Origin of the sequence: Citrobacter sp. wls826, from assembly GCF_005281245.1 — a bacterium.
GTDB classification, from domain to species: Bacteria; Pseudomonadota; Gammaproteobacteria; order Enterobacterales; family Enterobacteriaceae; genus Citrobacter; species Citrobacter braakii.
The window spans coordinates 57,860-62,579 of record NZ_SZWS01000048.1 but is presented as its reverse complement, the minus strand read 5'-3'; the positions used below and the strand labels follow the sequence as shown (position 1 = coordinate 62,579).

Sequence of the window (4,720 nt, the reverse complement as noted above, 5' to 3'; positions counted from 1 at the left end):
CCTCCGCAGAGGCCGTCTTGGTTTGCGCTGACGATTACAGCGCTTTCAGGATCGCATCCACGCTGGCTTTGGCATCGCCAAACAGCATATGGGTGTTTTCTTTAAAGAACAGCGGGTTCTGCACGCCAGCATAGCCGGTGTTCATAGAGCGTTTGAACACGATAACGTTCTGCGCTTTCCATACTTCCAGCACCGGCATACCGGCGATTGGGCTACGCGGATCGTCCTGCGCCGCCGGGTTTACCGTATCGTTGGCGCCAATCACCAGCACGGTATCGGTATCGGCGAAATCATCATTGATTTCATCCATTTCCAGCACGATGTCATAGGGTACTTTGGCTTCCGCCAGCAGTACGTTCATATGACCTGGTAAGCGCCCTGCTACCGGGTGAATACCGAAACGTACCTTGATGCCGCGCGCGCGCAGTTTCTCGGTGATTTCAGCAACCGGATATTGCGCCTGTGCCACGGCCATGCCATAGCCCGGGGTGATTATCACGGAGTGCGAATTCTTCAGCATTTCTGCCGTGTCTTCCGCATTAATCTCACGATGCTCACCGACTTCTTCATCAGACCCCGTAGAAGAACCGTCAGAACCAAAGCCACCGGCAATCACGCTGATAAACGAACGGTTCATCGCCTTACACATGATGTAAGACAGGATCGCACCGGAAGAACCGACCAGCGCACCGGTGACGATCAGCAGATCGTTGCTGAGCATAAAGCCCGCCGCCGCCGCCGCCCATCCTGAATAGGAGTTAAGCATTGAAACGACGACCGGCATATCCGCACCGCCGATGGACGCCACCAGATGCCAGCCAAAGGCTAACGCAATAATGGTCATCACCAGCAGCGCCAGAACCTGCAGACCCACGCTTTCGGTACGAACAAACACCACCAGCAGCAGGAAAGAAACAACCAGCGCCGCCAGGTTCATTTTGTGACGATTCGGCAGCATCAGCGGTTTAGAGGAGATCTTACCGCGCAGTTTGCCAAACGCCACCACGGAACCGGTAAAGGTCACCGCACCGATGAAGATACCAAGGAACACTTCCGTCAGGTGAATGTTCACCAGAATCGGTTCCAGGCCCGTGTCGTGATACAGGTAGCTGTTGAAACCCACCAGCACCGCCGCCAGACCGACGAAGCTGTGCAGAATCGCCACCAGCTCCGGCATCTCGGTCATCTCGACTTTCTTCGCCAGACGAATACCAATCGCGCCGCCGATGATCATCGCCACCAGGATCCACGCAACGTTGCCGGTCTCCGGGCCAAAAATCGTGGCAATCAGCGCAATCGCCATCCCGGCGATACCGTAGTTGTTACCCTGTTGAGAGGTTTCGTGTTTCGAAAGCCCCGCCAGGCTGAAAATAAACAGGATCGCGGCAACAATGTATGCAGCTGTAACTAATCCTCCAGACATATGTTACCCCTTAGTTTTTCCGGAACATTTTCAGCATGCGCTGAGTCACGGTGAAGCCACCGAAAATATTAATGCTGGCAATAAGCACCGCGATAAAGCTCAGGAAACTCACCCAGCCACCCTGGCCAATTTGCAATAACGCCCCGACAACGATGATCCCGGAGATAGCGTTCGTCACGGACATCAGCGGAGTGTGTAGCGCGTGCGACACATTCCAGACCACGTAGTAACCCACTACACAGGAAAGCGCGAACACCGTAAAGTGACCCAGGAACTCTTTCGGCGCGACATCAGCAAGCCAGCCAAACAGTATGACGACCAGTGCCATCAACGCATATTTGCGCCACGGTGAGGCCGGTTTTTTCTCTTCTTTCGGCGCGGGCGCGGCTTTTGGCGCAGCCTGCGGCTGAGCTGAAACCTGGATCGGCGGCGCAGGCCAGGTGATTTCACCCTCGCGAACCACCGTAACGCCACGTACGACTACGTCGTCAAAATCGACGGTGATATTGCCGTCTTTCTCTTTGCACAACAGCTTGAGCAGGTTAACGAGGTTCGTGCCATAAAGCTGGGAAGACTGCGTCGGCAGTCGGCCTGGCAGATCGGTATAACCGATAACCTTCACCCCGTTCTCGGTGGTGGTCACCTGGTTAGGCACGGTATATTCGCAGTTACCGCCGTTTTGCGCGGCGAGATCGACAATCACGCTGCCCGCCTTCATCGAATCGACCATTTCACGGGTGATCAGTTTCGGTGCCGGTTTGCCCGGAATCAACGCGGTGGTAACGATAATATCAACGTCTTTCGCCTGCGCGGCGAAGAGCGCCATTTCAGCTTTGATGAACGCTTCGGACATCACCTTGGCGTAACCGTCGCCGCTGCCGGCCTCTTCTTTAAAGTCCAGTTCGAGGAACTCAGCGCCCATACTCTGAACTTGCTCTTTCACTTCCGGACGGGTGTCAAAAGCACGAACGATAGCGCCCAGGCTGTTTGCCGCACCGATAGCTGCCAGACCAGCTACACCCGCACCAATCACCATGACCTTGGCAGGTGGGACCTTGCCCGCGGCGGTGATCTGCCCGGTGAAGAAGCGGCCAAATTCATGAGCGGCTTCAACAATGGCACGATACCCGGCGATATTCGCCATCGAGCTTAAGGCATCAAGCGACTGCGCGCGCGAAATACGCGGCACGGAGTCCATCGCCATAACCGTCACGTTGCGCTCTGCCAGCTTCTGCAACAGCTCAGGGTTTTGCGCGGGCCAAAGAAAACTCACCAGCGTCGTGCCCGGGTTGAGCAACGGGATTTCCGCCTCTTCCGGCGCGTTGACCTTCAGGATGATCTCTGACTGCCAGACGGCATTTCCGTCAACAATTTCTGCGCCTGCTTGTACAAACGCCTTATCGTCAAAACTTGCCAGTTGACCTGCACCGCTTTCAACCGCGACGCTAAAACCCAACTTAAGCAGCTGCTCAACCGTCTTCGGCGTAGCTGCGACGCGGGTTTCATTGGTTAACCGTTCTCTTGGTATGCCAATTCGCATAATGTTCCCTTCCATCTGTATTTGTGATGATGGTTTATCAATGTTCGCACGAGGCATGCGCGCACTCTCGAAAGAGGTCAGTGTTACCCCAATAAAATAAAACAGTAACAAACTCTGTATAACCTACTGAAAATGACGCCTGTGATCTAGCGCCAAAAAACAGTATTTATTATGAAATTCGCGAAATAGAGATGAATCGGAGCGCTGGCAGATAAAATACCCTAAAAATAGCCCACAAAGGCCGATAATTCGCTCAAGCGAAGCGGCAAAACATGATTACGTGCCTGCCAAAAACAATTGATTAACATTAAATTAACTTATGAAATTCAACTGCTTTATCAGTTTTGGTCGCCAAACGCCGAAATTTTCGACATATCACAAAATGTTATCTGTGTTGTTACGTCACGTGGCACGATGAGTGAAAATTGACGCAGACACTGACACAATTTAAATGCAATAATCAGCGACGTTTCTAGTCAATAACAATACCAGTACCTGGTTTGCGCAAGGCGAAGGATTATTTTTATGAAGCTTAAGAACACTCTCCTGGCGTCCGCACTTATTTCTGCGACTGCTTTTTCTGTAAATGCAGCGACAGAATTGACGCCGGAGCAAGCGGCTGCCCTGAAACCCTATGACCGCATTGTGGTTACCGGTCGTTTTAATGCTATCGGTGATGCGGTGACCGCCGTATCACGCCGTGCAGATAAAGACGGTGCAGCCTCCTTTTATGTTGTTGATACCTCAGATTTTGGCAGCGGCGGTAACTGGCGCGTTGTAGCCGACATCTATAAAGCCGATGCTGAAAAAGCGGAAGCGTCCAAAAACCGTGTCATTAACGGCGTGATGGAATTACCGAAAGATCAGGCCGTTCTGATAGAACCATTCGATACCGTTACGGTGCAGGGTTTCTACCGCAGCCAGCCTGAAGTGAACGATGCCATCACCAAAGCAGCGAAAGAGAAAGGCGCTTACTCCTTCTACATCGTGCGCCAGGTCGATGCCAACCAGGGCGGCAACCAGCGTATTACCGCATTCATCTATAAAGCTGATGCGAAAAAACGCGTAGTACAAAGCCCTGATGCGATCCCAGCAGATTCAGATGCCGGACGTGCCGCATTAGCCGCCGGTGGCGAAGCCGCGAAGAAAGTTGAGATCCCAGGCGTTGCGACTACCGCGTCTCCGAGCGCTGAAGTCGGTCGTTTCTTCGAAACGCAATCCACCAAAGGTGGGCGTTACACTGTCACGCTACCGGATGGAACCAAAGTTGAAGAACTGAACAAAGCAACCGCCGCTATGATGGTGCCGTTCGACAGCATCAAGTTCACCGGTAACTATGGCAACATGACTGAAATCTCTTACCAGGTTGCCAAACGCGCAGCGAAGAAAGGCGCTAAGTATTATCACATCACCCGCCAGTGGTCTGAACGTGGTAATAACATGACCATCAGCGCTGACCTGTATAAGTAATACTCAGTACCTTATCAGGTCTACAGCCTTGTAGACCTGATAATTTCCCGCCATCCTCCCCTCGGGCGAAACAAAAACAGCAGTATTAAGACTACTTTTCACACTATTAGTCACAAATCTCTCTATCCCCATTGCATGCGTTCTCTTCTCTCCGTAAAATCCCGCGCCTTAGTGGCTTTCACCATTTTTATGCGGTTTGCCAAAATAATTATTCTCTCACTCTCGTTTTTGTCACTGGATACAAATGGAAAAGAAATTGGGTCTGAGCGCACTCACCGCGCTGGTTT

General features: G+C 52.3%; 3 protein-coding genes. 1 reads left to right on the top strand and 2 read right to left on the bottom strand.

The window, feature by feature from the left end; translation table 11 throughout:
- Positions 1–34: 34 nt before the first annotated feature.
- Together pntB and pntA are read right to left on the bottom strand one after the other, a co-directional pair.
- A complete protein-coding gene (gene pntB / locus FDW87_RS10925; RefSeq protein WP_016153031.1) occupies positions 35–1,423 on the bottom strand; it encodes a Re/Si-specific NAD(P)(+) transhydrogenase subunit beta in 1,389 nt (462 codons plus the stop codon).
- A gap of 10 nt (positions 1,424–1,433) precedes the next feature.
- Complete coding sequence (gene pntA / locus FDW87_RS10920; protein ID WP_029139532.1) at positions 1,434–2,963, bottom strand: Re/Si-specific NAD(P)(+) transhydrogenase subunit alpha; 1,530 nt, start codon at positions 2,961–2,963, stop codon at positions 1,434–1,436.
- A gap of 525 nt (positions 2,964–3,488) precedes the next feature.
- Here pntA and ydgH point away from each other — a divergent pair.
- Positions 3,489–4,433: a DUF1471 family protein YdgH gene (gene ydgH / locus FDW87_RS10910; protein ID WP_016156455.1), complete on the top strand. Its 945-nt coding sequence runs from the start codon at positions 3,489–3,491 to the stop codon at positions 4,431–4,433.
- The last annotated feature ends 287 nt before the right edge of the window (positions 4,434–4,720 follow it).